Annotated in this window: 20 protein-coding genes; 11 read left to right on the top strand and 9 right to left on the bottom strand. The window is 71.4% G+C overall.

What is annotated here, in order from left to right; all coding sequences use genetic code 11:
• Positions 1-13: 13 nt before the first annotated feature.
• Together E1288_RS18835 and E1288_RS18840 are read right to left on the bottom strand one after the other, a co-directional pair.
• A complete protein-coding gene (locus E1288_RS18835) occupies positions 14-1,627 on the bottom strand; it encodes an OPT/YSL family transporter (protein WP_132486829.1) in 1,614 nt (537 codons plus the stop codon).
• A gap of 26 nt (positions 1,628-1,653) precedes the next feature.
• Positions 1,654-2,442 (bottom strand): IclR family transcriptional regulator, encoded by a 789-nt coding sequence (locus tag E1288_RS18840; protein WP_207954429.1) that lies wholly within the window; start codon positions 2,440-2,442, stop codon positions 1,654-1,656.
• A gap of 164 nt (positions 2,443-2,606) precedes the next feature.
• On the opposite strand from E1288_RS18840, the gene E1288_RS18845 reads away from it, so the two are divergent.
• The 8 genes from E1288_RS18845 (at position 2,607) to E1288_RS18875 (ending at position 11,945) form a co-directional block, all read left to right on the top strand.
• The gene (locus E1288_RS18845; protein ID WP_132486831.1) at positions 2,607-3,260 is read left to right on the top strand and encodes a GntR family transcriptional regulator; all 654 of its coding nucleotides are present in this window, start codon (positions 2,607-2,609) and stop codon (positions 3,258-3,260) included.
• Between the two features lie 109 nt (positions 3,261-3,369).
• Positions 3,370-4,698 (top strand): MFS transporter, encoded by a 1,329-nt coding sequence (locus E1288_RS18850; RefSeq protein WP_268951846.1) that lies wholly within the window; start codon positions 3,370-3,372, stop codon positions 4,696-4,698.
• A 149-nt stretch (positions 4,699-4,847) separates the two neighbouring features.
• Entirely contained in the window at positions 4,848-5,630 is a 783-nt protein-coding gene (locus E1288_RS18855; RefSeq protein ID WP_132486835.1) for an enoyl-CoA hydratase/isomerase family protein, read from the top strand.
• On the top strand, positions 5,627-7,702 hold the full coding sequence (locus tag E1288_RS18860) for an acetate--CoA ligase family protein (RefSeq protein ID WP_132486837.1): 2,076 nt from the start codon (positions 5,627-5,629) through the stop codon (positions 7,700-7,702). The genes E1288_RS18855 and E1288_RS18860 overlap by 4 nt, the downstream gene beginning before the upstream one ends.
• A 3-nt stretch (positions 7,703-7,705) precedes the next feature.
• Entirely contained in the window at positions 7,706-9,037 is a 1,332-nt protein-coding gene (locus tag E1288_RS18865; protein ID WP_132486839.1) for an MFS transporter, read from the top strand.
• Complete coding sequence (locus tag E1288_RS47970; RefSeq protein WP_207954430.1) at positions 9,034-10,122, top strand: acyl-CoA dehydrogenase family protein; 1,089 nt, start codon at positions 9,034-9,036, stop codon at positions 10,120-10,122. Before E1288_RS18865 ends, E1288_RS47970 begins: the two co-directional genes overlap by 4 nt.
• A complete protein-coding gene (locus tag E1288_RS47975; RefSeq protein WP_207954431.1) occupies positions 10,119-11,066 on the top strand; it encodes an acyl-CoA dehydrogenase family protein in 948 nt (315 codons plus the stop codon). The genes E1288_RS47970 and E1288_RS47975 overlap by 4 nt, the downstream gene beginning before the upstream one ends.
• 261 nt (positions 11,067-11,327) lie before the next feature.
• Positions 11,328-11,945, top strand: a complete 618-nt coding sequence (locus tag E1288_RS18875; RefSeq protein ID WP_132486841.1) for a TetR/AcrR family transcriptional regulator — start codon at positions 11,328-11,330, stop codon at positions 11,943-11,945.
• A 4-nt stretch (positions 11,946-11,949) separates the two neighbouring features.
• Here the strand turns inward: E1288_RS18875 and E1288_RS18880 are convergent, their stop codons facing one another.
• Positions 11,950-12,321, bottom strand: a complete 372-nt coding sequence (locus E1288_RS18880) for a MerR family transcriptional regulator (protein WP_207954432.1) — start codon at positions 12,319-12,321, stop codon at positions 11,950-11,952.
• Positions 12,322-12,369: 48 nt separating this feature from the next.
• Between E1288_RS18880 and E1288_RS18885 the strand changes: the two genes are divergently transcribed.
• Positions 12,370-13,254 (top strand): NAD(P)H-binding protein, encoded by an 885-nt coding sequence (locus E1288_RS18885; protein WP_132486845.1) that lies wholly within the window; start codon positions 12,370-12,372, stop codon positions 13,252-13,254.
• 153 nt (positions 13,255-13,407) lie between these two features.
• On the top strand, positions 13,408-14,709 hold the full coding sequence (locus tag E1288_RS18890; protein ID WP_132486847.1) for an MFS transporter: 1,302 nt from the start codon (positions 13,408-13,410) through the stop codon (positions 14,707-14,709).
• A gap of 145 nt (positions 14,710-14,854) precedes the next feature.
• Here the strand turns inward: E1288_RS18890 and E1288_RS18895 are convergent, their stop codons facing one another.
• The 6 genes from E1288_RS18895 to E1288_RS18920 all read right to left on the bottom strand — a co-directional run bounded on the left by E1288_RS18895 (position 14,855) and on the right by E1288_RS18920 (position 23,198).
• Entirely contained in the window at positions 14,855-16,615 is a 1,761-nt protein-coding gene (locus E1288_RS18895) for an acyclic terpene utilization AtuA family protein (protein ID WP_132486849.1), read from the bottom strand.
• A 58-nt stretch (positions 16,616-16,673) separates the two neighbouring features.
• A complete protein-coding gene (locus E1288_RS18900) occupies positions 16,674-17,699 on the bottom strand; it encodes a phosphotransferase family protein (protein WP_132486851.1) in 1,026 nt (341 codons plus the stop codon).
• Positions 17,700-17,744: 45 nt separating this feature from the next.
• Positions 17,745-19,403, bottom strand: coding sequence for a class I adenylate-forming enzyme family protein (locus E1288_RS18905; protein ID WP_207954433.1), 1,659 nt, complete (start codon positions 19,401-19,403; stop codon positions 17,745-17,747).
• 284 nt (positions 19,404-19,687) lie between these two features.
• Positions 19,688-20,608 carry an SMP-30/gluconolactonase/LRE family protein gene (locus tag E1288_RS18910; RefSeq protein WP_235883652.1) on the bottom strand — a complete coding sequence of 307 codons (921 nt, stop codon included), beginning with the start codon at positions 20,606-20,608 and terminating at the stop codon, positions 19,688-19,690.
• Positions 20,605-21,945 carry a phosphotransferase family protein gene (locus tag E1288_RS18915; RefSeq protein WP_132486855.1) on the bottom strand — a complete coding sequence of 447 codons (1,341 nt, stop codon included), beginning with the start codon at positions 21,943-21,945 and terminating at the stop codon, positions 20,605-20,607. The genes E1288_RS18910 and E1288_RS18915 overlap by 4 nt, the downstream gene beginning before the upstream one ends.
• Positions 21,942-23,198, bottom strand: a complete 1,257-nt coding sequence (locus E1288_RS18920; protein WP_132486857.1) for an acyl-CoA dehydrogenase family protein — start codon at positions 23,196-23,198, stop codon at positions 21,942-21,944. Before E1288_RS18920 ends, E1288_RS18915 begins: the two co-directional genes overlap by 4 nt.
• 314 nt (positions 23,199-23,512) lie before the next feature.
• Between E1288_RS18920 and E1288_RS18925 the strand changes: the two genes are divergently transcribed.
• Positions 23,513-24,340, top strand: coding sequence for a crotonase/enoyl-CoA hydratase family protein (locus tag E1288_RS18925; protein WP_132486859.1), 828 nt, complete (start codon positions 23,513-23,515; stop codon positions 24,338-24,340).
• Positions 24,341-24,526: the final 186 nt, after the last annotated feature.

A 24,526-nucleotide genomic window follows, 5' to 3' on the forward strand; every position in this document is an offset into this window, starting at 1 on the left:
TCTGCATGACAACTCACTTGGACTCGAAGATCCGGCTGGTCGAATAGAGCGCGTCGCCCGCGATGAGGCCCGCGCCGACGAGGTTGAGGTCCTCGTCCGCCTTGTCGCCACGCCGCCAGCGGTAGACGATCCGCACCACGAGGGCGCCGAAGACCAGCCAGCAGGCCTGCGGGGTGGCGATCAGCAGGCCGGTGGCCAGCAGCACGCCCATCTGCCGGTTCGCGCCGCCGAGCAGCTGGATCAGCGCGCCGGGAATCGCCCACAGCAGCAGCGTCATCAGCACGTTCGGGTCGGACAACCCGGCGTGGATGGTGGCGGCGTAGACCTTGGCGACCGGTGGCAGCAGCCCGCCGCCGAAGAACGCCTGCCAGGACACGGCGACCGCGATGGTCGCCACCGCGAAGCCCACCAGCGAGGCGAGGTACTGCTGGAACCGGCCGGCGCGCTCGAAGGCGTCGTAGGGCCGGTGTTCCTTGCGCAGCAGCCAACCCGCCTTGAAGTCGTAGCCCATGTCGGCGAACGCGGGCCCGGTCGCGGACGTGTAGCCGACGAACAGTGCCAGGGCCACCGGCGGCACCCCGAGGATCAGGCCGAGCACCAGGAAGATGAGCGTCACGGCGAACGCCGGGAACCAGCCGGAGTGCATCGCGGCGAGGCCCACGATGATCTCGTGGATGATCGCGGCCAGCGCGGCGGCCAGGACCCAGAGGATCAGCGCCGGCACCGACAGCTCCGAGATCAGCCCGCCGGCCAGGGCGACGACGGCGGCACCGACCACGAACAGCACGTAGCCCTGCAGGACTCCCTTGCGCAGCGCCTTCTCGTCGACCTGCGGCACCTCGCTCGGGTCGATGGAGGCGGTGCGCTCGGCCTTCCCGTCCTTCTTCCGGAACATCAGGTAGGCGGCCTGCCCGAGGGCGACCAGGCCGGCACCGATCATCACGCCGTGCGGGATGTAGAGGCTGCCGATGTTGATGTGGAACCAGGTGGGGCTGTACTGGCTGAACAGCAGCCCGATGCCGAACATGGCGAGCGCCCAGATGTTGCCGATGAAGGCCACGCCCGCCGCCGAGACCGGCAGCTTGAAGAACGCGCCGATGAACCCGAGGACGGCGCCGCCGGCCAGCACGGCGGCCCGCCGGCCGCCCTTGTCCCCGGCGATGATGGTGTCGGCGGCGGCGATGCCGGGCGGCCAGGCGGCCTGCGCGGGCAGCAGCCGCGAGTTGAAAAGCCGGTACAGCACGAAGGAATCCGCGAACAACCCGATCGCGACGCCGACGAAGACCGGCCACACGAGGTCGGCGCGGCCGAACGCGAAGGGCACCGCGATGGGCGCCAGCAGCGAGTTCGCGGCGGCGAAGGTGGAGCCGGAAACGGCGCTCTGCACCAGGTTCTGGCGGTGCACGGAGCGCATCTTGCGCAGCGCGGCGACGTTGATCCGGCCGATGATCATCGCGATCAGCGCGCCGATGACGGAGGTGTTGGCCGAGATCCCGAGCGTGGTGATCAGGTGCAGGCCGATTATCGCCCCGACCACGGAGAGCAAGATGGTGATCACCAGCACGGTGGGCTCGAAGGCCCGCGGATGCGCACGTTCGGCGCCGGCCACGGGGTCGCTGATGGTCATGAGCAGCCTTTCCGGAAAGCGGTCGGTCAGCTGGGCGCCCCGGCATCGCCGGGCGCGAGTCGGCTGGACAGGTCGGCGCCCGCAGCGCGCAGCGGGGCGGTCAGCTCGTCGATCCGGCCGGTCACGCGTTCGGCCGGTCCGATCAGCGTCAGGGAGGCGACGGTCGCGCCGGAGAGCAGCAGCGGCACCGCGACGGCGCCGACGTTGGCGTCGAACTCGCCGTCGGACACCGACCTCCCGGTGTCGGCGACCTCCTGCCACCGCCGCACCAGCTCGGCGTAGGTGGTGGGGGTGTTCGGGGTGAACCGGGTGAGCGGCTCGGGCCCGAAGAGCTCGCGGACCTCCTCCAGCGGCTGCCCGGCGAACAACGCGTGCCCCGAACACCCAGCGTGACCGGGCATCACGTGCCCGACGATCGCCGAGTAGCTCAACGGCCCGCGCGCGTCGACCGCGGCCACCGTGCGGTAGGAGCCGCCGTGCGCGACGTTGAGCACGGCGCTCTCCCCCGTCTCCCGGGCCAGCTTCGCGAGCACCGGCCTGGCGATCAGGCTCAGCGCGCCGCTGCGCTCGGCGACCCGGGCGAGCTGCGAAATCGCCGGCCCGAGGCGGTACCGCCGGGTTTCGGGGTCGGCGAGGACGAAGCCGCGATTGGCGAGCGTGGCCAGCAACCGCTGGACGACGGACTTGTCGAGCCCGAGCTCGCGCCCGAGCTCGCTGACTCCCCACTCCGGCCGCTGGTCGGAGAAGGAGAGCAGCACCTGCATGGCCCGATCCGCGGTCTGCAGGAGTCCCGAGCTCGCCAAACCGGCCTCCAAGCCTAGAGTGTTGCGATATGCACAACGCTGTCGCTATTTGCGCACCGCGTTGGGGGATACGGTGCGCCCGGCCAGCGGGTTTGTCAATACGTTGCGCCCGAAGTCGGATCACCACGGTGCGTTACGCTCGCGAGCACCGATCCAGCGGAGCGTGAGGTGAGGGCATGGCGGAGACTTCGGTGGGCCGCGCCGTCGAACTGATCCGGCAGATGATGCGCAGCCAGGAGCTGCTGCCGGGGCAGCCGCTGCGCCAGGAGGCGCTCGCCGAACGCTTGGGCGTCAGCCGCGTGCCGGTCCGCGAGGCGCTGAAGGCGCTCGAAGCCGAGGGCGTGGTGCGCCACCAGCCGAACGTCGGCTACACGGTGACCCGGCTTTCGGCGGAGGAACTGCGCCAGGCGTACCTGATGCGCGCCGCGCTGGAGGCGGTCGTGCTGCGCGAGCTGCCGCGCCTGAGCACGGCGCAGATCATCGAGCTGACCGAGATCAACGAGCGCATCGCGGAGGCGGCCGAAGCGGTCGACGTCCTGCGGATCATCGAGCTCAACCACGACTTCCACTTCGTCATCTTCCGCAGTTCGGGCCTGAACCTGATCGTCGACGAGATCGAACGCATCTGGAAGATGACGGAGGCGTACCGCGCGGTGTACATCTACGACGAGTCGGCGCGCCGCCGGATCGTCCGCGAGCACCGTCAGCTGATCAACGCGCTGCGCCGCGGGCAGACCGAGCGAGCGATCCAGATCATGGACTCGCACCGCGACGCCACCCCGGCCCAGCTCGCCCCCGCTCTCGGCGTCAGCCTGCCACTGCCGGGATGAGTCGGAGGCCGTTGCAACGGCTCCGGGCAAGCTCATCCCCGAAGGCGCCCGGCGCCAACCCGCCCCCACGCCAAGCGCTGGTTTCGCGCGAAATCAGCGCCCCACGTTCCTGACGGCCACGTCTCGCACGGGCGGCTACCTCCTGGTCGGGGCCGCCGTGATCGTCACCTCCGGCGCGCTGGGCGACATCTTCGGCCGGCGGCGCTTGTTCCTGGCCGGTCTGGCGCTGTTCGTGGTGTCGTGCGCGCTCATCGCCCTCGCCGGAACCGGGGTGCTGGTCGTGCTGGGGCGCCTGATCCAGGGCGCGGCCGGCGCGACGATCCTGGCCAGCGGGCTGAGCCTGCTCGCGGTGAACTCGTCGGGGGCGGCGCAGATGAAGGCCGTCGCCCTGTGGGGCGCTGCCGCCGCGGCCGGGGCCGCTGCGGGGCCGGTGGTAGGCGGCGTGCTCAACGAGCTCGCCGGCTGGCAGGGGTTGTTCTGGATCGACGCGGCGATCGCGCTGGCGTGCATCCCGTTCACGTTGCGCGCGGTGCCGGAATCCCGCGACCCGAACCGCGCCCGCACGATCGACCTGGCGGGCACCGGGCTGGTCGCCGCGGCGCTCGTGCCGTTCGTGTTCGCCATGACCGAGGGCTCGTCCTGGGGATGGCTGTCGCCGCCCACCTTGCTGTGCCTGGTCCTGTCCGCGTTGGCCGCGGTCGGGTTCGTGGTGGTCGAACGCCGGGTGGCCGCCCCGCTGGTCGACCTGGGCCTGCTGCGCAACGCCCTGCTGGTGGGTTCCACCGGCGCGATCCTGATCGGGGCCGGGGCGATCGCCGCGCTCAGCTTCCTGGTGAGCCTGTACTTCCAGGCACCGCAAACCCTGGGGATGACGAGCCTGCAAGCGGGTCTGGCGACGCTGCCGGTCGCTGCGGTGGTGGTCCTCGTGGCGCCGTTGGTCGCGCCGTTGGCCTACTACTTCGGCGCACGCCCGGTCATCGTGGCCGGTTTCGCGATCCTCACGGCGGCGTTCGTGGCACTCGCGGCGGTTCGGCCGTCGTGGGGTTACGGCGCGTTCGTCCTCACGCTGCTCGGCATCGCCGTGGGATTGGCCCTTTCCAACAGCCCGGCGTCGTCGGTCGCCACCGCGTCCGTGTCGCGCGAGCAGGTGGGTGCGGCGTCCGGGATCTCGAACATGGCGCGCTACGTGGGCGGCGCGGTCATGACGGCCGTCGTCGCCGGGATCTACGCGCAGGTCGCCGTGAAGAGCGCAACCGGGGGCGAGCCGCTCGCGGACTCCCTCGCGATCGGCCTGTCGCGAGCGTCGATCGCGCTCGCGGCCTTCTCCGCAGCGGGCGTGCTGCTCGCGCTGCTGGTCGCTCGCCGCCCGGAAAAGCCACGGCTCGGCGACTACGCCGCCGCCACGACCGCGACGACGCACACCCTGCCCACCACCTGACCACACCCATGCCTGCGTGCATCGTGGGCGAGCACAACCGGTTCCTCACCGGGCTGGGCGATCTCAGAAATTGAATACAATTTTGTATGGACTCCGTGCGCGTCGAGTGCTTAACTCGGGCCCGACGCAGGCGACGGGAAGGGACGGACATGGCGGATCTCGAGTACCAGGTCAGCGACGGGATCGGGACGATCCTGCTCAACCGCCCGAAGCGCAAGAACGCCTTCACCATGGAGATGATCGACGAGTGGGCCGCGGCCATCCGCTCCGCTCGCTTCGACCCCGAGGTGCGGGTCCTGGTGCTCACCGGCGCCGGCGACGCGTTCTGCTCGGGCGTCGACCTGGACGCCTTCACCTCGGGCGAGAAGTCCGTGCTGGACCACAAGACCGTCCTCACCGACCGGATCCACCAGGTCGCCCTCGCCCTGGAGGACCTGGACAAGCCGGTCATCGCGGCGGTCAACGGCGTCGCGGTCGGCGCCGGCATGGACATGGCCCTGATGTGCGACATCCGGTTCGTCGGCGAGTCGGCCAGGCTCTCCGAGGGCTACGTCCGCGTCGGCCTGGTCCCCGGCGACGGCGGCTGCTACTACCTGCCGCGGCTGGTGGGCACCGCGAAGGCGCTGGAGCTGCTGTGGACCGGCGACTTCGTGGACGCCAAGACCGCGGTGGACATCGGCATCGCCAGCCGGTGCGTGCCCGACGCCGAACTGATGGACGAGACCTACGCGTTCGCCCGGCGCCTGGCCGACGGCCCGCCGGTGGCCATCCGGGCCATCAAGCGGACCGTGTACCAGTCGGCCCGCACCGACCTGCGCACCTCGCTGGACCTGATCTCCTCGCACATGGCCGTCGTGCAGTCCACTGAGGACTCCGCCGAGGCGATGCAGGCCTTCAAGGAGAAGCGCAAGCCCGAGTTCCGGGGCCGGTGACCACTGTGGATGGACTGCTGCGGCCGCGGTCGGTGGCGATCGTCGGCGCCTCGGAGCGCTCCGCGATGGCCGGGCGGCTCACCCGCTACCTGCGGGACTTCGACGGCGCCGTCTACCCGATCAACCCGAACCACAGCGAAATCCACGGGCTGCCCTGCTACCCGTCGCTGCTGGAACTGCCCGGCCCGGTCGACCTGGTGCTGGTGCTGGTCCCGGCGTCGCGCGTGCTGCCGGTGATCGAGGAAGCTGGCCGCGCGGGCGCGTCCTGCGTGGTGGTGCTGTCGTCCGGGTTCGCCGAGATCGGCGCGGACGGCCGGGAACTCCAGGACCGGCTGGTGGCGGCGGCGAAGCGGCACGGGCTGCGGGTGATCGGCCCGAACTGCCAGGGACTGATCTACCGGCCCACCGGGCTGACCGCCACGTTCACCGCCGCCGCCGACGGGGAGCAGCCGGGCGAATCCGGCATCGCCTACGTGGGCCAGAGCGGCGCGCTCGGCGGCAGCTTCCTCGGGCTGGCGCGGGATCGCGGGATCGGGCTCACCGCCTGGATCAGCGTCGGCAACCAGGCCGACCTGACCGCGACCGACGCAGCCGAACTGCTGGTGGCCGACCCGAACGTCCGGGTGCTGGCCTGCTACCTGGAGGAACTGCCCGACGGGGCGCGGTGGGCCCGGCTCTCGGCGCGCGCCGCCGAGCTCGGCAAGCACATCGTCGTGCTGCGCTCGGGCCGCTCCTCGGCGGGTGAGCGCGCCATCGCCTCGCACACCGGCGCGCTGGTGCGCTCCGGGGCCGCTTTCGACCTGCTCACCAGGGAATCCGGCGCGATCCAAGTCGACGACCTCGACGAACTGCTGGACGTCTCGGTCGCGTTGACCGGCGCCCCGAGCCTGCGGGCGGGCCGCATCGGCGTCATCACCAGTTCCGGCGGGGCGGGCGGCCTGGCCGCCGACCAGGCCGAGGGCAACGGCTTGGCGCTGCCCGAACTCGACGTCGCGACGCGGGCCGCCTTGGCGCCGCTCGTCCCGTCGTTCGGCAGCGTCGTCAACCCGGTGGACGTCACCGCGCAGGTCATCAACGACCACGCGCAGCTGGGCGCGGTGTGCGAAGCCGTCGCGGAATCCGCCGAGGTGGACGCCGTGCTGGTGGTGCTGACGACCATCGGCGGCGAGCCCGCGGTGGCGGTGGCCGAGTCGATCCTGCGAGCCGCGAAGCGCTCCGCCAAGCCCTTCGTCGTGGCCTGGATCTACTCCCACGACCAGATCGCCGAGGCGGCCTCGTTGTTGCGCCGCAACGGTGTTTCCGTGCTGGGCACGACGACCGCCGCACTGCGCCTCATCGCGCACCTGGTGCCCCACGACGAGCGGCGCGCCGCCGTCGCCGCGCCGCGCGGCCTGGCCGGTTTCCTGGGCCGGCCGGCGCTCACCGAGGCCGATGGCGCGGAACTGCTCGACGCGATGCGGATCGCCCGGCCGCGCGGACGGCTGGCGGCCGGTCCGGCCGAGGCCGCCGCGGTAGCCGGGGAACTCGGCGACCGGGTCGTGCTGAAGGTCCAATCCCCCGATCTGGCGCACAAAAGCGATGTCGGCGGCGTCGTGGTCGGCGTTCCGGCGGAGCGGGTTCGCGACGCCGCCGAGGACATGCTCGAAACCGTCGCAGCGAACGCGCCCCAAGCCCGCATCGACGGCGTACTGGTACAGGAACTCCTGCCCGGCGGGGTCGAGTTGCTGGTCGGCGTGCAGGGCGGCGAGGACGGCTACCCGCCGGTGCTGACCGTCGGCATGGGCGGCACGACGACCGAGCTGTACCGGGACGTCGTCTCCGCCCTCGGCCCGGTGGACGCCGAACAGGCCACCGTGTTGTTGCGGCGGCTGCGCGGCTGGCCGCTGCTGGGCGGCTTCCGCGGCCGTCCGCGCTGCGATGTGGCGGCGGCCGCCGCCGCGATCGCGTCGATTTCCCAGGCGGCCGTGGAACTCGGCGACCGGCTGGGCGAACTGGAGATCAACCCGCTCGTGGTCCACGGGTCCGGCGCGATCGCCGCCGACCTCGTCGTGACCGGAAGAACCCGGAGGTAGCACATGAGCGGGTCGACGAAGCCCCGCCGGTTCACCCACGCCCGCGCGGTGCTCAGCGGGTCGATCGGCAACACCGTCGAGTGGTACGACTGGTTCGTCTACGCGAACTTCGCGCTGTACTTCGCCGGGCAGTTCTTCCCGAAGGGCAATCCCACCGCGCAGCTGATGAACACCGCCGCGGTGTTCGCGGTGGGCTTCCTGGCCCGCCCGCTGGGCGGCTGGGTGCTCGGCCGGATCGCCGACCGCCGGGGCCGCAAGTTCGGCCTGACCCTGTCGGTGACGATGATGTCGTTCAGCGCGCTGCTGATCGCCATCGCCCCGCCCCACCAGCACGCCGGCTACCTCGGCGCGGTGCTGCTGCTGATCGCGCGGATCATGCAGGGCATCAGCGTCGGCGGCGAGTACGCGGCCAGCGCGGCGTACCTCACCGAGGTGTCGCAGCGGGGCCGGCGCGGCCTGGGTTCGAGCTTCCAGTACGTGTCGGTGACGATCGGGCAGCTGCTCGGGCTCGTCGTGCTGATGGTGCTGCAGGCCGTCATGACCGAGGAACAGCTCACCTCGTGGGGCTGGCGCATCCCGTTCGTCATCGGGGCGGTCGCCGCGCTCGTGGTGTTCTACCTGCGGCGCCGGATGCACGAGACGTCGGCTTACGTCGAAGAGGAGTCGCACGACGCGCAGATGCGCCGGGGCACGCTGCGCGAGGTGTGGAAGCACCGCCGTGCCGCGGTGCTGGTGTTCGCGCTGACCCTCGGCGGCAGCGTGGCGTTCTACACCTACACCACGTACCTGACGAAGTACCTGAGCAATTCCGTGGGGCTGAGCAAGCCCGACGCGGCCCGGGTCATGTTCATCGCGTTGTGCCTGTTCACGGTCCTGCTGCCGCTGGGCGGGGCGATCTCGGACAAGATCGGCCGCCGGCCGGTGCTGATCTTCTTCGGCGTCGGCACCACGCTGGGCACCTATCCCATCATGACGTCGATGCAGCGCTGGCCGAGCTTCGGCGTCGCGCTGGCGCTGACGATGCTGGCGTTGACGATCGTGGCCGGGTACTCGTCGGTGAACGCCTGCGTGAAGGCCGAGCTGTTCCCGACCGGCATCCGCACGGTCGGCGTCGCGATCCCCTACGCGCTGGCACAAGCGATCTTCGGCGGCACCGCGGAATACGTGGCGCTGGCGTTCCGCGACGCGGGCGTCGAGAACTACTTCTTCTTCTACGTCTCGGCCTGCGGCCTGGTGTCGCTGCTGACCTACCTGCTGATGCCGGAGACCAGGACCGCGGCGCTGAGCCGCGCCGAGCAGGAGCTGCAGAGCAGCGGAAAGGAGACCGTCGCATGAGTCCGCTGTCCGACCTGCGCCGGGAAGTGCGGGACCTGTGCCGGAGTTGGCGGGCCGACGGCCGGTACCGGCCGCGGCCGGACGCCTGGCTGCGGTCCTTCGACCTCGACTTCAGCAAGGAGCTCGCCGAGCGCGGCCTGCTGGGCATGACCTGGCCGCGTTCGGTGGGCGGCGCAGAGCGGTCCAACCTGGCGCGGCTGGTGGTCACCGAGGAACTGCTGCGGGCGGGCGCGCCGGTGGCCGCGCACTGGATCGGCGACCGGCAGATCGGCCCGTCGATCCTGCGGCACGGCACGCCGCGGCTGCAGCAGGAGATCCTGCCTGGCATCGCCGCGGGCGAGTTCGTGTTCTGCCTGGGCATGAGCGAACCCGACGCCGGCTCGGACCTCGCCGCGGTGCGCACCACCGGCACCCGCGTCGCGGGCGGCTGGCGCATCGACGGCCGGAAGATCTGGACCAGCCACGCGCACCGCGCCACGCACGCCTACCTGCTGGCGCGCACCGAGAAGTCCGAGGTGAAGCACGCCGGGCTGACCGAGTTCGTGCTGGACATGAGCGATCCCGGGGTGTCGGTGTCGCCGATCGTCGACATGGCCGGCTCGCACCACTTCAACGAGGTGGTGTTCGAGAACGTCTTCGTGCCCGAGGAGCGGGTGATCGGCGTCGAGGGCAACGCCTGGCGGCAGGTCACCGCGCAGCTCGCCTACGAGCGCGGCGGGCCGGAGCGGGTGCTGTCCACGTATCCGGTGCTGGAAGAGCTGCTGGGCGGCGACAACGAAGACATGGCGGCCGAGGTCGGCGAGCTGGTGGCCCGGCTGGCAACGCTGCGGGCGTTGTGCGCGCAGGTCGCCGCAGCGGTCGACGCGGGCGAGGCTCCCGTGCAGGCGGCCGCGACGTTGAAGTACCTCGGCACCGCTTTCGAGCGCGACGTGCTCGAATGCGCCCGCCGGGCAATGGATTCCGGAATCGTCTCGCCCGAGAGCACGCTGGGCGAGGCCATCCTCGCCTCGCCCGGTTTCAGCATCCGCGGTGGCTCCTCGGAGGTGCTGCTGTCCATCCTCGCCAAGCAGGAGGCCCGACGTTGAGCAACTCGCTGATCACCGAGGTCGCCTCGGACGTGCTGTCCGGGGCGTCGCCGGAGGCGCCGGAGGGTGCGCTGCACCCGCTGTGGCCGACGCTGGTCGAACTGGGCTGGCCGCAGGTCGGCATCCCCGAGGAGCGCGGCGGAGCCGGCGGGACGATGGGCGACCTGGTGGAGCTGATCGCCGCGACGGCGGCGAGCGGCGTGAGCGTGCCGCTGCTGGAAACGTCGTTGGCGCAGTGGATTCTCGGCGAGCAGCTCCCGGCGGGGCTGGTCGTCGCGGCCACCGGCCTCGACAACGTCCCGTGGGCAAGGCACGCCGACCACGTCGTGGTGTGCCCCGAGCGGGAATCCGCCTACCTGGTCGAGCCGAACGGCGACGTCGAGCACGGGCAGAACCTCGCCGGGGAACCGCGCGACACGATCCGGGTTTCGGGTGCCGCGACTCCCCTGCCCGACGCTCCTCCGCACGACGCCGTGCTCGCCCGCGCCGCTGTGCTCAATGCCTCCGCGCTGCTCGGCGCCGCGCGCGGCGCGTACGCGCGCACCCGAGAGCACGTCACACAGCGGGAGCAGTTCGGTCGCCCGCTCGTCGCGCTCAAGGCGGTGGCCAACGGGCTGGCCGAGATGAGCACCCATCTGGTCGCCACCGAAGCCGCGGTGGCGCGGGCGGTGCGGATCAACGAGGAGGACTCCGCGGAACGCGCCTTTGCCGCCTCCGCGGTCGCGAAGATCACCGCAGCCCGGACGGCCACCAGCATCGCCCGTGCCGCGCACCAGCTGCACGGGGCGATGGGCGTGACCCGCGAGCACTCGCTGCACCATGTCACGCGGAAGTTGTGGGCGTGGCGCGACGAATACGGCAGCGAGCGCCGCTGGTCGGCGGAGTTGGGGCGGGCGGCGCTCGCGGCAGGCGAGACCGGTCTGTGGGAGCAGCTCACCGCCTGAGCGGACCAGCAGCCTGCGGCGCACCGCGAGCTCGGCTGCGGCGCAACCGGCCACGACTTGGCTGGAATCGTGCACCGTGCCGTTGTCGCGGTGCGCGAGCAGGACGAATTCCTCGGGCAGGAAAGGCGCGCCGGCAGGGCCACGGGCACGCCCGTGCCAGAACCGCGCCTGCCCGGGTTCGGACCGGCCCAAAGGGGCAAGCCCGGACTGCCCGACCCCGCACCATGTCCGATGCCGGGCCGCAGCCCGTATTCTGATGGCGTGACGGCGGCATCCGAATCCTCTGCCCACAACGGCTCCGCCATCCCGCGCGGCCAGGGCGGCGACGCGCTTTCCATCGCGGCGCGCGAGATCTTCGCCGAACGCGGGTACCACGGCGCGTCCATCCGGGACATCGCCAAGCGGGCCGGGCTGAGCCTGTCCGCGCTGTACTACTGGCATTCCAGCAAGCAGGAGCTGTTCGCCGGGCTGCTGGAGGACAGCGTCAACGACTACGTGCAGGCCTGCGACGCGGCCCTGCGCGACTGCGGCGACGATCCGGCCGAACGGCTGAGCGCGATCGTGCGCGCCACCGTGGACTACCGGGTGCGGCGGCGGGTGGAAAGCACCATCGCGGTGCGGGAGATCCGCAACCTGGAGGACGAGCACGCGCGTCGGCTCGGCGCGCTGCGCGAGTCGGCGACCCGGCTGTTCCAGGACATCATCGATGACGGCGTGCGCCGCGGGGAATTCCGCTGCGAGCACCCCGCCGAGGCCCGCCGCGCGATCCAGGCCGCCTGCAACGCGATCCCGCAGTGGTACGACCCGGAACGCGATGTGGGCGCGGCCGAACTCGCCGACCGCTACGTGGCGATCGCGCTGCGCGTCGTCGGCGCCTGACGGCTCAGAGCTCGCGGACGAAAGCCGCGCAGTCCGGGCAGTCGTCCAGGTATCGGTGTCGGCAGTCTGCAGTGTGCCGGAGGTACGTGATGGCCTGCTGCATGCGGCGGACTTCGGTTTCGAGGGCGGCGATCTTCTCCCGCACGACCGCCTGCGCCGCCGACTTCTTCGGCGCCATGGCGGCGGTGACCTCCGGCAGCGAGAGTCCCACGCGCCGTAGCTTCAGCACGGTGCGCGCCTGTTCCAGGGCTGCGTCGTCGAAGATGCGGTAGCCGTTGCCGTCGCGGCGCACCGCGAGCGCGCCGGCCTGTTCCCAGTGCCGCAGCACGTGGGCCTCGATGCCGAGCTCTGCGGCCGCTTCCCCGATCGTCCTCACCACGCGCACCTTGCCTTCATGTCGACCTGAACCCCTAGTGTCCGCGGCATGTCTGGAACCATTCTCCCCGCGGTCGGCGAGCGGACCCCATCAGTCCTGGTCACCGGTGCCACCGGCAACCTCGGCCGGGAAGTCGTCGACCGGTTGCGAACCCGTGGTGTGCGGGTTCGCTGCCTTTCGCGCCGCCCGTTGCAGGGCGTCGAGTCGGTGCGCGGCGACCTCACCGACCCCGCCGTCGTCCGCTCCGCGCTCGGAGGTGTGGACGCCGTGCTCCTCATGTGGCCGCTGCTCGATGCGACCCCTGCCCATGACCTGGTCGCCGAGCTCGCCGCGGCGGCGCCTCGCGTCGTCTACGTGTCCTCGACGGCCATCGACGACGAGGCCGCCCGCCAGAGCGATCCCATCGTTCAGGTGCATTCGGACGTGGAAGCCCTGCTCGGAGATTCGGGCCTGCGGTGGGTGGCATTGCGCAGCGACACGTTGGCGTCCAACGCCCGGGGCTGGGCGGCTCAGTTGAAGGCGGGTGATGTGGTGTCCGGCCCGGACATCGCGCGGACGGCCGTCGTGGACGAGCGCGACGTGGCCGATGCGGCTGCGGCCGTGCTGCTCGCGGACGACGACCAACGTGGACCGTACGTGTTGACCGGCCCCGAGATCCTCGGACGTGCCGATCAGGTCGCGTTGCTCGGTGCCGCGCTGGGCCGCCGCCTGCGCTTCGAGGCCGTTCCCCGGGATCTGGCGCGATCCCGGATGCTCGCGGACGGTCGTCCCGAGCACCTGGTGGAGGCGCTGGTCGCCGCTTCGGTGCACCGCCCGGAGTCGCGCCTCATCACCGACCACGTGGAGCGCCTGACCGGCCGGCCGCCTGGCACCTTCGGGCGCTGGGCCGTCGACCACGCCGCCGATTTCGCACGAAATCATCACTCCGCGTGAGAGCGGGATGGGGATTTCGCGCGAAATCGCCCCCTCTCCCGCCACCGGGCCGCAGTTTCCGGGCCGCGAAGTTGACCTCCAGCATTGTCGAGGTTCTAGCGTCGACCGCGTGATCGAGAACTTATCCGCCGACTCCCGGAGTCGTGAGCGGCCATGACGAAAAACGACACCGCGGCCGACACCTTGGCACCGACGCCCGCGCCGCCTGGATTTCCCCGCGTGCTGCTGCCCTTCCGCCGTTCCTCCTACCGCAGGCTCGCCGCCGCCCTGTTCTTCGCGCTGTGCACGAGCGGGCTGTGGGTGGTCGCGCAGGTCTGGGAAGTGGTGCGGATCGGCGGCGGCGCCAGCGAGCTGTCCTTCGTCGCGTCAGCGGCGTCGCTCGGCGCGCTGCTGCCCCTCCTGCTCGGCGGCGCGGTCGCCGACCGGGTGGCGCAGAAGACGATCCTGATCGTCGTCCAGGGCGCCCACACGCTCGTCCTGACCACCGCAGCCTTGCTGGCGCTGACCGACCAGCTCCGGTTGTGGCACCTCGTCGTGGTCGCGTTCCTGGGCGGCACCGCCACGGCGTTCTACTTCCCCGCGTACTCCGCGTGGTTGCCCGCCTTGCTGGCCGAGGACGAGCTCATGGCGGTCAACGGGTTCGAGGGAATGCTGCGGCCGACCATCCAGCAGGCCGCCGGGCCCGCGGTCGGCAGCGTCATCATCGCCGCCGCCTCCCCCGGCGCCGCGATGGCCGTGGCCGCGGCGACGGCCTTCGCCGCCTTCTGCGCGTTCCTGGCGGTTCCGCGCACGCCGGTGCGCAGACGGGACGATGCGCGCAGCGTCGTCGCCGACATCGCCGAGGGATTCCGCTACATGGTGGCCACGCGGTGGCTGCTCGCGTCGCTGATCTTCGCCTCGCTCATGGTGATGATGCTGATGGGCCCGCTGCAGGTGGTGCTGCCGTTCCTCATCAAGGACCGGCTCGGCGGCGGGGCGGAGCAGCACGCGTTGGTGCTGGCCGCGTGGGGAATCGGCGGCGCCGTCGGCTCGCTGGTCATGGGGTCGCTGCGGATGCCCCGCCGCTACCTGACGGTGCTGATCGGGCTGTGGGGGGTGAGTTGCCTGCCGCTCGTGGCCATCGCGTTCGCGGGCGAGCTCTGGATCATCATCGCGGCCGCGTTCGCCGTCGGTGCGATGTTCTCCAGCCCGATGGTCCTGTGGGGAACGCTGCTCCAGCGCCGGGTTCCGCCGCACCTGCTGGGCCGGATCACCAGCCTCGACTTCTTCGTGTCGATCGCGTTCCTGCCCGTCTCGATGGCGGTGGCGGGCCCGGTCGCGGAGCTGATCGGGACGCCGGCGACCTTCTTGGCCGCCGGAACGGTGCCGGCGATCGCGGCCGTGGCGGCGATCGTCTTGGGCAGGCTGCCCGCGGACGAGCTCGCGCATCCGCTCGCCCCAGAGCGCGCACTTTAGGAACGCGGTGCGGGCACATGTGAGCCGTGACCGCCTGGAAATCAGGGCGATTTCGCGCGGAATCGTCACCTCGCATGCGTGGGATCGGCGGTTTCGCGCGAAACCGGCGCTCACCACCCGGCCACGAGCCGGTCGGTCGCGGCCGTCATGGCCCGTCCAGCAGCTCCACCGGGACTTCTACGTGGCGGGCTCGGAGGAATTCGCCGACCGCCTTGCCGATCGGGTCGACCCGCAGGTTGCTGGAACCGCCGGTGCCCAGCAGTCCACGCAGGACGAAGTGCACCGCGCGGAGGTTGGGGAACTCGTGCCGGACGATCTCCAGGTCCTTCGCCTCCGGCATCAGCCGTCGCAGCTCCTCCGTGCTCAGCAGGCCGCGCAGCCACGGCCAGGCCTTCGGGTCGTCGACCCACAGGCCCACGTTGCTGTTGCCGCCCTTGTCGCCGCTGCGCGCGTGCGCGATCCGGCCGAGCGGGACGCGGCGCGTTTCGCCCGCCGGGTTCGGCTCGGGCTCGGGATGCGCGGGCTGCGCCGGTTGTTCGGTGGCCGGCGGCGGGGCGATCTGGATCCGGGTGCCGTCGTCGAGCACCGCCTCGTGCGGTACGGCGTCCATCGCCAGCAGCGACGGCCAGTAGTCGATGCGCGGCTTGGGCGTGCCGGACTGGCGGGCGGCACTGTCGGTGTAGAAGCCGGGGATGCTCGACAGGAACAGGCCGCCGAGTCCTTCCGCCAGCTTCTCCAGCGGCGCCCGCTCCGCGGCGGTGGCCATGATGCGCACCTGGACCGTGGCGTCCCATTGCCGTTCCGGGTCTTCCGCCGCGGTGCCGAGGGCGCTCACGTCGAGCTCCGCATCCGCGCCGTCGAGCAGCGCCTCGGCCTGGGCGCGGATCAGCGCGACCTTCTCGTCGATGTCCAGCCCGGTGGCGTAGAGCGTCGAGACGAACTGGTGGCCGATAGGGGCGAACACCGCGACCTTGGTTGTGGGCGGTGGCGGCGAGCCGGTGGTGCCGGAGAGCTCCACCCGGTCCGGGCCGATCTGCCGCAGTCGCACGGTGTCCAGGTGCGCGGTGACGTCCGGGTTCAGGTAGCGAGGGCCCTGGATCTCGTACACCAGCTGCGCTGTCACGGTGTCCACTGTGACCATTCCGCCGTCGCGGGCGTGCTTGGTGATGATCGCGGTGCCGTCGGCGGCGATCTCGGCGACCGGGAATCCCGGCGCGACCATGCCTGGCACCTGGGTGAACCCGGAGAAGTTGCCGCCGACCGCCTGCGGGCCGCACTCGATGATGTGCCCGGCCACCACCGCGGCGGCGAGTTCGTCCCAGTCGGTGTTGCGCCAGCCGTGCCACCAGGCAGCCGGGCCGACGGTCAGCGAGGCGTCGGTGACGCGACCGCAGACCACGATGTCGGCGCCTTCGCGCAGCGCGGCCGCGATGCCCCAGCCGCCCAGGTAGGCGTTGGCCGCGATCGGCCGGACTCCCCAGTCCGTCAGCGGCGCGCCGCTGTCGAGGCTCTGCAACGGGTGCCCGGCGGCCTGCAGATCGTCCAATGCGCACAGCACGTTGTCGCCTTCGACGTGCGCGACGCGCAGCCGCACGCCCGCCTCATCGATCAGCGCCCGCACGGCGTCGGCCAGGCCGGCCGGGTTGAAGCCGCCGGCGTTGACCACGACCCGCGTGCCGCGTTCGGCCAGCGTCGCCAGGTGCGGGCGCAGCTGGTCGAGGAAGTACTCGACGAAGCCCTTCGACGGGTCGCTGCGGTGCCGGGCCGCCAGCATGGCCAGCGTGAACTCGGCGAGGTAGTCGCCGATCAGCACGTCGCACGGATCGCCGGCCACCGCTTCCGCGAAGGCGCTGCGCCGGTCACCGAGGTAGCCGGAGAAGCCGGCGATGCGGATCGCCCGGGTCATGATTTCCTCCTCGTCCGCGGTCGTGAGCGTTCGTTCCGGTAAGAACCGGCATGAACGCTCACGAGAGCTCTTGCACCGCTTGCCAGGCGGCTTCGGCCTGGCGCAGTTCGTTCTTCGCGCGGGCTTCGGCGACGTAGCCGTCGTCGCCCATCACACCTGCCAGGTAGCGGGCCCGCACACCGGCGCTGATGCAGCACGACCGCCACCGCTGGAACGCCACGTAGTACGGCAGGTCCGAGACGTCGCGGCCGGCGAGCGCGACGTAGCGGTCGACCAGCTCCGCGCGGGTGGGGAAGCCCGGTTCGGCGGTGGGTCCGAGGGCGGTCGCGGGAGGCAGTTCGTCGCCCGGCTCCACCCAGGTCGCCAGCAGCCAGCCCAGGTCGGCGAGCGGCTCGCCGAGGGTGGCCAGCTCCCAGTCGAAGACGGCCAGCACCTCGCCGTCCGGCGAGAACGACAGGTTGCCCGGCCGGAAGTCGCCGTGCACGATGCCGGTCTCCTGCCTCGGCACCTTCGCCAGCAACGCGTCGTGCACCGCGTCCAGCAGCGCCAGGTCCGGCGCGCCGGACTGGTGCACCTGCCGCTGCCAGCGGCGGAGCTGCCGCTCCAGGTAGCCGTCGCGACGCGCGACGTCGCCCAGCCCGACCGAGTCCGGGTCGACGCCGTGCAATGCCGCCATGCACTCCACCGTCGCCAGGCCCGCGCGCCGCCGCGCCGCCGCCGAGAACGACTCCGCCGAATCCGGACCGGCGAGCACGTGGCCGTCTACGAAGCCCATCACGTAGAACTCGGCGCCGGTCACCGACTCGTCGGCGCAGTACGCGAGCGGGTCGGGAACCGGCACGCCGGTGCCGTGCAGGGCGGAGATGAACCGCCACTCGCGGCTCATGTCGTGCGCCGTCGTGAGCACGCCGCCGGTGGGCGGGCGGCGCAGGGCCCACACCGCGCCGTCGGCGTCGACGACGCGGTAGGTCAGGTTCGACCGTCCGCCGGAGACCAGCGAGAACGCCACCGGCGGGCGCAGTCCCGGCACGTTCTCGGCCAACCAGCGCTCGGTGTTCTCCGGCTCGATGCCACGCAGTTCCACGTCAACCTCGCACTACCTAGGCGTTCCAGTGACAGCCGCTTCGAATCAGTCCTTCACGGCGATCTGCTCGCGCAGTTGGCGTTTGAGGACCTTGCCGGTCGGCGTCCGCGGCAGCGCTTCCGCCCGCACCACCACGTGCGCCGGGACCTTGAAGGCCGCCAGCCGGGCCGCCACGTGCGACCGGAGTTCCTCCGGGGACACCGGGGAATGCAGGTTCACCACCGCCGCGACCTCTTCGCCGAGCGTCGGGTGCGGCAGGCCGATGACCGCGACGTCGGCCACTTCCGGGTGCTCGTAGAGGGCCGCTTCGACCTCCGCGCAGTAGACGTTCTCGCCGCCGCGGATCACGACGTCCTTGAGTCGGTCCACCACGTACACCCAGTCGTCCTCGACGTAGCCGAGGTCGCCGGTGCGGAACCAGCCGTCGATGAAGGATTCCGCGGTGGCCTGCGGGTTGTTCCAGTAGCCGCGCACGATGTTCGGCCCGCGGAACCACAGCTCGCCGATCTCGCCGGGCGCCGTGTCCTCGCCGGTGGCCGGGTCCACGACGCGCAGGTCCGTGCCCGGCATGCAGCGGCCGACGCTGTTGGAGCGGGCGAGGTAGTCCGCGCCCGCGTTGCCGACCACCGCCGAGGTCGTCTCGGTGAGGCCGTAGCCGTTGGAGGGCGCCACGCCGGTGCCGAAGGCGCCGATGCGCTGCACGAGGTCGGGCGGGATCGGCGCGCCGCCCATGTTCACACCGTCCAGCCCGGCCACCGCGTCGCCCTGCTCGACCAGGTCCCGCATCACGGTCGGCACACCGGCCGCGCTGGTCAGCCCCTCGGTCTTGATCAGTCGCGCGGCAGCCTCCCGGTCCCACCGGTACATGGTGGCCAGCTTCGCCCCGGCCAGCGTGCCGAAGTACAGCGTGGTGAGGCCGGCGATGTGGAACATCGGGAAGGTCAGCAGCACGCCGGGCTGCGGTCCCTCGCCCAGCGGCGGGAACTCGCCGCCGTTGGCCAGCGCCGCCTGCACGCGCCGGTTCACCACCGTGTTCAGCAGGTTCGTGCAGTGGTTGCGGTGCGTGCCGATCGCGCCCTTGGGGCGGCCGGTGGTGCCGGAGGTGTAGAGGATCGTGGCGTCGTCGTCGGGTCCGATCGCCACGTCCGGCAGGTCCGCGTCCGCGGGCAGCGATGCCAGCAGCTCCGCCCACGCCCGCACGCCCGGCGCCGGATCACCGCCACGCACCTCGATGACCGGGATGTCGCGGTCCAGCAGGGCGGTTCGCTGCGAGTCGGCGAACACCAGCTTCGCGCCGCAGTCGGTCAGGCCGAAGCGCAGTTCCGCGTCGGTCCACCAGGCGTTGAGCGGCACCGCGACGAGCCCGGCCGCCTGGATCGCCCAGAAGATCGGCACCCATTCCGGGTAGTTGCGCATCGCGATCGCCACGCGGTCTCCGGAGACCAGGCCGTACTCCTCGCGCAGGCTGCGCGCCAGCCCCGCCACCAGCCGGTAGTGCTCCGCGTAGGTGCACCGGTAGCCGTCGTAGACGAGGAAGTCGCGCGCGCCGTAGCCCTGGCTGAACAGCGCCACGTCGCGCAGCGTCGTCGGCCCCTTGGCGTACACCCGCATCGGGATGCCGCCGACGTCCTGCGGCACGATCTCGAACTCACCGCCCGGACCGGTGAGCTCCGCGAGCAACCGCCGTCGCTGGTCCTCCGGCACGTCCCCTCCTCGAGTCATTTCGGCGAAGTCGCTTCCATTTTTCCGCTCCCCCAGCAGCTACCGCGATGACCAAGCTCGATTCCTGTCAAGCTTCCGCATGCGGCGAAGCCGCATAGCTCACCCTCGACGCCGGCACCGCCGCGGGTTCTCAGGGGTCTTCTCGCGAGGACAGCCCCGGCGTGGTGTATCGGACATACATGAGTCGGGGATCCCACAGCGAGAAGGCTCCTGAGGTTCCGCTACCCGCACCGTTACGCAAGAGGCAGCCCACCCTTTCTTGTTGATCAAGCTCCGTAGTTGAGGCGTAGTCCTGGGCAGTGCCACTCTGTGGCGTAGAGGATGCCCCAGCCGGACGACGTGATGTAGGCGGTGCGCAGGTCCGGGCCGCCGAAGCAGATGTTGGTGACGTGGAAGTCGTGCTTCGGCGGCTTGATCACGTCCTTGAGCTCGCCGTCCGGCGACAGCACGCTGATCCCGCCGGTCACCAGCGTCGCCACGCACACGTTGCCCTCGGAGTCCACGGCGAGCGAGTCCAGCAGCTGGTAGCCCTCGAAGCCGTGCAGCAGCTTGGCTCCTGCCGGCCCCTTGCCGCCCCGGCCCAGCTTCCCCGGCCCCTCGACGTCCCAGTACCAGACTCGGCCGGTCGACGTTTCCGCCACGTAGACCCGCGAACCGTCCGGCGACAACCCGACCCCGTTGGCGTCGGCCAGCGGGTAGGCGATCTCCTCGATGCGGCTGCCGTCGGCGGTGGCGTAGTACAGCCCGCCGCGGTCGGTCTCGCGCGGGCGGCGCTTGCCGAGATCGGTGAAGTAGAAGCCGCCCCCGGCGTCGAAGACGATGTCGTTGGGGCCGCGCAGGCCGTGGCCGTCCACGGCGGTGTAGAGGTCGGTGACCTCGCCGTCCGTGGTGACCCGCTGGATGCGGCCGCCGATGTAGTCGCCGGGCTGCATGCCGGGCACGTCCCGGCCACCGATGTCGTGCCACTCGAACCCGCCGTTGTTGCAGACGTACACCGCGCCGTCCGGCCCGATCGCCGCCCCGTTGGGTCCGCCGCCGCAGTCGGCGACGACCGAAACGGTGCCGTCCGGCGCGACCCGCGACAGCGTGCCGCGCTTGATCTCCACCAGCAGCACGGAGCCGTCGGCTAGGGCCACCGGCCCCTCCGGGAATTGCAGGCCCGACGCGATCGTCGTCAGCTCGGTCATGAGATTCCTCTCGGGTGCCGCGGATTGGCCACCGCGAGCCGGTCGAGCACCTGCTCCCACACGGCGGCGGCCGTTTCCGGTTGCCAGGGATCGAGTTCGCCGTCGCGGATCGCGCCGGCCAGCGCCGCCCGGTCGGCGAGCCCCAGATCCGCGAGCCGGCCTTGGTGCCGCCGTTCCTGCCGCTCCCCCAACGCCAGTTCACGCTCCACAATGGACAGGGTGTTCGCAGCGACCCGCGACTGGAACCGCATCCTCCCGGTGCTGCCCGGCACGACCTCGTCGCGCAGGAAGTCCGCCACCGCCGCGACGAGTTCCGCCGCCGAAGGCCGCCCGTGCAGATCCGACACCGGTGCCCGGCGTTCCTGCCCGGGACCGGCCGGGCGCGGCACGCCGAGCTCGGCCAGCAGGTCGTGCTCCTGCTCGCAGACGCGCCGACCGATCGCGGCCAGCTCCATCGACGGCCGCTCGCCGCTGAGGTGCCGTTGCGCCTGCGAGCGGCAGATCACGCCCCACCGCGCGGTGCCGAGGATCTCCCACCAGCGCACCGCATCCGGGTCCGGCCGCTGCCCGGCGATCTCCGCGTAGCCGTCGAAGAGTTCTTCCCTGGTGCCGAAACCGCCGACCGGCAGCGACGATCCGAACCGCCAGGCGTTGACGCACAGCCAGCCCAGGTCCTCCATCGGATCGCCGAGGTGCACCAGCTCCCAGTCCAGCACCGCCCGCAGCCCGTCCGGGCCGACGATCAGGTTCCCGTTGCGGAAATCGCCGTGCACCAACGTTCTTCCGGTGTCGGGTGGCCGGTTCGCGCGCAGCCAGCGGAACGCGATCTCCACCGCGGGCAGCGGTTCACCGAGCTCTTCGTAGGTCGCCACGAGCTGGTCGAGCGGGTCGGCCGACGGCAGGTCCGGCGCGGGAACGCGGTGGATCAGCGCCGCCGCCCGGCCGAGCTCGCGGGCCAGTTTCCCGCGCGCCGCGGCGAATTCCGGCTCGCGCAGCAGGCGCCGGGGAATCGACTCGCCGTCGACGTGCTCGGTGAGCACGTACGGCGAGCCGAGGATCGAGGCATCGGTGTTGTGGTCCACCACCAGCGGCACCGGAACGCCGGCGGCCCGCGCCGCTTCCAGCACGACGGCCTCGCGCGCCATGCCCTCCGGGCGCGCCGCGCCGACCGGGTCGCGCCGCAGCACCAGCCGCCGGGCTCCCCCGTCCAGCTCGACGAACCACGTCTCGCGGCTCGCCCCGCCGCTGGCCTGCGCCAGCCCGGTCACCTCGACCGGGCGGCCGAGCACCGCGGGAAGGCGACGCGCGAGCCCGTCTAGCGGCTCCGCCGCGCTCACCGGCGCCGCCCCGGCCCGGCGAAGCCGAACAGGTAACCGGCGACCTTCCGCTTCTGCACCTCTTCGGAACCTTCGGTGATCCGGTAGCGGCGGTGGTGCCGGTAGATGTGCTCGAACGGGGTGTGCCGGGTGTAGCCGAGCCCGCCGTGCACCTGCATCGCCTGGTCGGCCGCCTCGCACACCAGCCGGTTGGCGCGGAAGTTGCACATCGACACCCGGTCGCTGACCTCGAAGTGCGGCCTGCGGTCCATTTCCCAGGCGGTCTTGCGCACCAGGCCGCGCAGCAGCTCGGCGTCGGTCTGCAGCTCCACCAGCGGCCACTGGATGGCCTGCCGGTTGGCCAGCGGCTGCCCGAAGGTGACCCGCTCGCGGGCGTATTCGACGCTGCGGTCGATGCAGTACTGGGCCGCGCCGACGCCCGAGGCCGCCTGCCTGATCCGGTTCTCGTGCACGAAGTGCTGCGCCAGCGCGAGCCCGCCGCCGGCCTCGCCGAACACCGCCGAATCCGGCACCCGCACGTCGCGAAGGGTCACCTCGGCGTGGTCGGTGGGCATGTTGAAGGTCCACCAGTGGAAGTCGACGGAGAAACCGGGCGCGTCGGTGGGCACGATGAACGCGGTGATGCCGGTAGCCTGGCCGGGCTCGCCGGAGGTGCGGGCGAAGACGATGTCGTGGGTCGCGGAGTGCATCCCGGAGTTGAACCGCTTGGCGCCGTTGATGATCCAGTCGCCGCCCGAGCGGACCGCGGTGGTCTCCAGCCAGGTGGCGTCGCTGCCGTGGTCGGGTTCGGTGAGGCCGAACGCGAGCCGCTTGCGACGCTCCAGCACGGGTTGGAGGAATTCCTCGCGCTGCTCCGGGGTTCCGAACGCCAGCAGCATGTGCACGACCGGGAAGTTGCCCACCACCGACGACTCGTTCTGCAGGTCGTTGTGCAGTCCGAGGCCCTTCGCGGCGAGGTGCTCGCGGATCACGGCCATGTCGAAGTTGGTGCCGTCCGAACCGCCCACCTCCGCGGGCAGCCCGTAGCGCAGCCAGCCCGCCCGGTCGGCGCGGCGGAACATCTCGCCGAGCAGTTCCTCCCACTCCCGGCGCGGCGTGCCGCCCGCTTCGAAGTCGGTGCGGGCGAATTCCCGGCGGTGGTCGAAGAACCGCTCGTTGTCGTCCTGCTCCTGCAGCGGGCGGATCTCGGAGTCGATGAACGCGTCGAGCGCGGCGAGACGGCTGACCAGCTCGGCCGGGAGAGCGAAGTCCATGCGTTCTCCTCACGTGTCCCATCGGAATGCGGCGGGATCACCCCGCACCGCCGCGGTTCTCGCGGTGTCGTCCGGTGAGGACGGCCCCGATGCCGCGGACGTGCACAGGCCGGGGATCCCGCAGGGGCCGCAAGCCCGTTCTGAAATCACCTCTTTAACGCTCGTTCAGTGACCCTAGACACGGCGCGGCCGGTAGCACAAGAGGACGAACGAGGGCGTTCTTGACGTCCCGCGCGACCGCCCCATAGCGTGCGGAAATCCCTGGTGCGCAAGGCGTAGTGCCCGCACCGGTTCCAGTGCTCTCAGGAGGGTTCGTGACGACAACGGCCGAGCAACGGGTCAGCTGCACCATCACCGACGGCGTGGCCGACGTGCGGCTGAACCGACCGGACAAGCTCAACGCGCTCGACCAGGCCATGTTCGACGCCCTGGTCGCGACCGGGCTGCGGCTGCGCGACGACGATGGCGTGCGGGCCGTGGTGCTCTCCGGCGAGGGCCGGGCCTTCTGCGCCGGTCTGGACTTCGCCAACTTCCAGCAGATGGCCGACGACAGCGGCCGGCTGCCCGACCGCAAGTCCGTCACCACCGAACCGATCGGCCCGGCGAAGGCGCGCGGTCAGCAGGCGGCGCACGTGTGGGCGACGCTGCCGGTGCCGGTGATCGCGGCGGTGCACGGCGTGGCCTTCGGCGGCGGCCTGCAGGTGACGCTGGGCGCGGACATCCGGCTCGTGGCGCCGGACGCGAAGCTTTCAGTGATGGAGATCAAGTGGGGAATCGCGCCGGACATGACCGGCACCCAGCTGCTCCCGGAGCTCGTGGGCCGCGACGTCGCCAAGGAGCTGACCTACACCGGTCGCGTCATCAGCGGCGAGGAGGCGGCCGCCCTGGGCCTGTGCACCCGCGTTGAAGCAGACCCGCTGACCGCGGCCCTCGCCCTGGCGGCCGAGATCGCCACCAAGAGCCCGGAAGCGATCCGCTACTCCAAGCAACTCCTCGACATGGCGGGCCACGTGAGCCTCGCCGAGGGCTTCGAAGCGGAGCAGACCGCGATCAAGGCCCTGATCGGCAGCCCCAACCAGGTCGAAGCGGTCAAGTCGAACCTCGAGAAGCGCGCCCCGAACTTCGCCGACCCCACCACCTGACCCCGACGTGCCAGTCGCGGCGGTCCGCGGTTTCAATTGAGGTTTTTCCAACCTCGATTTGCGTGGCGGTGCGGGTAGCGGAACCTCAGAGGCTCCCTGGACTGTGGGTGCCCCTCCTGATGTATGTCCAATTGAAACCGCCCCTCCCCGGAGGCTCCCGGGTCGCAGTTTCAATTGAAACTGCGG

It is taken from the genome of Saccharopolyspora elongata (assembly GCF_004348985.1).
In the GTDB taxonomy this organism is placed as follows: domain Bacteria; phylum Actinomycetota; class Actinomycetes; order Mycobacteriales; family Pseudonocardiaceae; genus Saccharopolyspora; species Saccharopolyspora elongata.